The organism is Hydrogenophaga sp., from assembly GCF_051007235.1.
In the GTDB taxonomy this organism is placed as follows: Bacteria; Pseudomonadota; Gammaproteobacteria; order Burkholderiales; family Burkholderiaceae_C; genus Hydrogenophaga.
In genome coordinates this window covers 1-3,086 of the sequence record NZ_JBPCSJ010000072.1, presented here as the reverse complement: position 1 = coordinate 3,086, position 3,086 = coordinate 1, and the positions used below count along the sequence as shown (strand labels likewise).

The 3,086-nt window shown below is 71.7% G+C and carries 3 protein-coding genes; all 3 read left to right on the top strand.

What is annotated here, in order from left to right; all coding sequences use genetic code 11:
- Positions 1-289 precede the first annotated feature (289 nt).
- Positions 290-1,648: a cell envelope integrity protein CreD gene (gene creD / locus ACR2JA_RS02465; RefSeq protein ID WP_434007548.1), complete on the top strand. Its 1,359-nt coding sequence runs from the start codon at positions 290-292 to the stop codon at positions 1,646-1,648.
- 11 nt (positions 1,649-1,659) lie between these two features.
- A complete protein-coding gene (locus tag ACR2JA_RS02460) occupies positions 1,660-2,343 on the top strand; it encodes a metal-dependent hydrolase (RefSeq protein WP_434007547.1) in 684 nt (227 codons plus the stop codon).
- Between the two features lie 243 nt (positions 2,344-2,586).
- Positions 2,587-3,086 (top strand): hypothetical protein (locus tag ACR2JA_RS02455; RefSeq protein ID WP_434007546.1); only part of this gene is annotated, 500 nt, incomplete at its 3' end.

Sequence of the window (3,086 nt, the reverse complement as noted above, 5' to 3'; positions counted from 1 at the left end):
ACCTGGACCATCTTCGCCCTGCTGGCCGCGGGCATGGCGGTCTACGGCATCAGCTCGGTGCTGTTCGTCCGGTACACGCCCTGGGGGGTGGAGGCCGAGCCCCCACGCTCCACCGCTGCGCGGGTCGCTGCCCCCCACGGGGGCTGATCCGGCTTGGGGCGGCCCGGCGCCGAATCGGATGAGCGCCGGCGGGCCGTGCCGGTCTTTCACACCCGCTTCACACAGGGTGCGCGAGCGCCGCACTCCCGTTTTCCAGAATCGTTCCGTCCCCCCCACCACGGAGCGAACCTTGAACAAATACCCCCTGCTGAGCAAGCTGCTGCTCATCGCTTGCCTCATGGCCCTGCTGGCCATTCCCCTGGCGCTCGTGCGCGACGTCATCGCCGAGCGCAGCGCCCACCGCGAACAGGCCGCGCAAGAGGTGGCCCGCGCCCACGCCGGGCCACAGACCCTCATCGGCCCGGTGCTCTGGCTGCCCTACACCGAGACCTACCTGCGCGCCGTCAAGGCCGAGGGCAAGGCCGGCGAAACGCGCGAAGAGCTGGTGGCCGAAGAACGCGTGTCCATCCAGTTCCCCCGGGCGCTGGACACCCGCAGCCGCCTGGCCACCGAAACGCGCTGGCGCGGCATCTTCCCGGTCACCGTCTACACCAGCCAGCACGCCAGCACCGGCCGTTTCGTGTGGAACGAGATCACCCCCCGCAACCGTGGCGGCCAGATCACGCTGGGCCAACCCCTGCTGCTCATGGGCGTGAGCGACGCGCGTGGCCTGCTGGCAGCGCCCCAGCTGCGCCTGGCCGGCCGTGCGCTGCCGGTGGGCCAGGCCCCGGGCAGCAGCCCGCTGCCGCTGGCCGCGCGGGTCGACCTGGCCCTGCTCCAGCCCGGCGCCGTGCTCGACGTGGAGCTGGCCTTCGACCTGGCCGGCACCGGCCGCATCGCCTGGGTGCCGCTGGCGGACGAGAACAGCGTGACGCTCGCCTCGCCCTGGCCGCACCCCAGCTTCGGCGGCGACCACCTGCCGCGCACCCGCAGCGTCACGGCCAGCGGCTTTGAAGCCACCTGGCGCGTGCCCTCGCTGTCCAGCCGGGCGCAGTCGCAGTTCGTGGAGGCGGGCAAGGACAACGCCGGCATCGAGCAGTTTTCCGTGGCGCTGGACGACCCGGTCGACGTCTACCGTCTGACCGAACGCGCCACCAAGTACGGCGGCATGTTCGTCGTGCTCACCTTCGCCGCCTTCTTCGTGCTGGAGATGGTCAAGCGCTGGCGCATCCACCCCATGCAGTACCTCATGATCGGCGCCGCCCTGGTGCTGTTCTTCCTGTTGCTGCTCTCGCTGTCCGAGCACCTGGACTTCGCGCTCGCCTACGGCATCGCCAGCGCCGGCTGCATCGCGCTGCTGGGCCACTACCTGCGCCACGTGCTGGGTGGCTGGGGCCCGGGCCTGGGCATGAGCGGCCTGCTGGTCGCGCTCTACGGTGTGCTCTACGGCATCCTGGTGTCGGAAGACAACGCGCTCATGATGGGCTCGCTGCTGCTGTTCGGCGTGCTCGCGGCCATCATGGTCGCCACCCGCCGGATCGACTGGTACAGCGTCATGGGCAGCGAGCCGGCGCCCGCGGTCGGTGGCTTTGAAGACACCCGCAGCTGAGCGACCACGCCATGGCCACCTACCTGCACTTCGCACCCGCCCTGGCGCTGGCCGTGGCCATCGGGCCACAGCGCATCGGCTGGCGCCTCACCCTGGCCGGCGCGGTCTGCGCCGTGCTGCCCGACGCCGATTTCCTGCTCTACGTGCTGCACATCGACGCCTACAGCGGCACCTACGGCCACCGCGGCTTCACCCATTCCATCGGCTTCGCGCTGCTGGTGGGCGCGCTCGGGGCGCTGCTGGCCGGGCGCCACCCGGTGCGCAGCCGCTGGCTCACGGCCACCTTCCTGGCGCTGTGCACGTTCTCGCACCCGCTGCTGGACGGCCTGATCGACCGCGGCATCTGCAACGCCTGGTTCTGGCCGCTGGACGGCGCACGCCACTGCCTGCCCTGGCGCCCGGTGCCCCTGCAGGGCGTGCCGCTGTTCGGGCCTGACCGGTTGCGGCAGGAGCTGCTGTGGATCGGCCTGCCCCTGGCGCTGCTGGCCCTGGCGGGCGCTGGCACCCGCCGCTGGTGCGCCACACGGCCGTCGCGCGGGCAGGCCAGCGCCATGGTCGTGCCGACGCAGCGGACCGACAGCCCGCGCGCCCTGCGCCAGCACCGCCGGCAGGCCGTGCGGGCGATGGCCGGTGCCCTGTTGGCCCGGCGTGCGCGGGCCAGGGCCTGTTCACACTGTTTTTCCAAGTGCGAATAGGTTGAAAACAGCGCGAATCTAGGCGCGCGTCGACGGCCAGACCGGGTGTCTGGCCTAGGAGTGCTACGACGAGTGGCGCTGTTTTCAACCCATTCCCTTCGGGTTGCGGCCAAAAAGGCCATGCGCGGCGTTGCGAAGCCTTGCCGGGGGCATACCCCGGCTGCGTTTCTCGCCTTGCGCATGGCCTTTTTGCTCCGCAACGCATCTTGGAAAAACAGTGTGAACAGGCCCTAACATGCGCCCATGAGCCGACTGAACGCCGAACACCAACGCCTTTTTGCTGCCGATGTCCAGGGGCGGTTGCCCGCCGCCGACGGCGCCCCGGTGCGCGCCCTGGTGCTGGCCCTGCACAGCCCGGCCGACTGGGCCGCGCTCGCGCCCCTGTGGCGTGGCGTGCAGGCGGACTTTGGCTGGCCCGAGGCGGCCATCGCGGTCAACGGCACCGACGCCTTTGAACTGTGGTTCGCGCTGGCCGACCCGCTGCCGCGCGCCGAAGCGGCCGAACTGCTGGCCCGCCTGCAGCGCCGCTACCTGCCCGACGTGCGCGCCGACCGGCTGCGCGCCTGGCCCGCCACCGCGCAGGCGAACGCCGAGCCGCCGCGGTGCCCCCCGTTCGCCGCCGGCCCCGAACGCTGGGCCGCCTTCGTCACCCCCGACCTGCCCGCCGTCTTCGGCGACGACCCTGCGCTGGACTTCGAGCCCGGCGCCGACGCCCAGGCCGACCTCCTGGCCCGTTTAAGGAC

Bases quoted from the DNA above. Each gene is read 5' to 3' on its own strand.
- ACR2JA_RS02460 (WP_434007547.1), top strand. From the start codon at position 1,660: ATGGCCACCTACCTGCACTTCGCACCCGCCCTGGCGCTGGCCGTGGCC.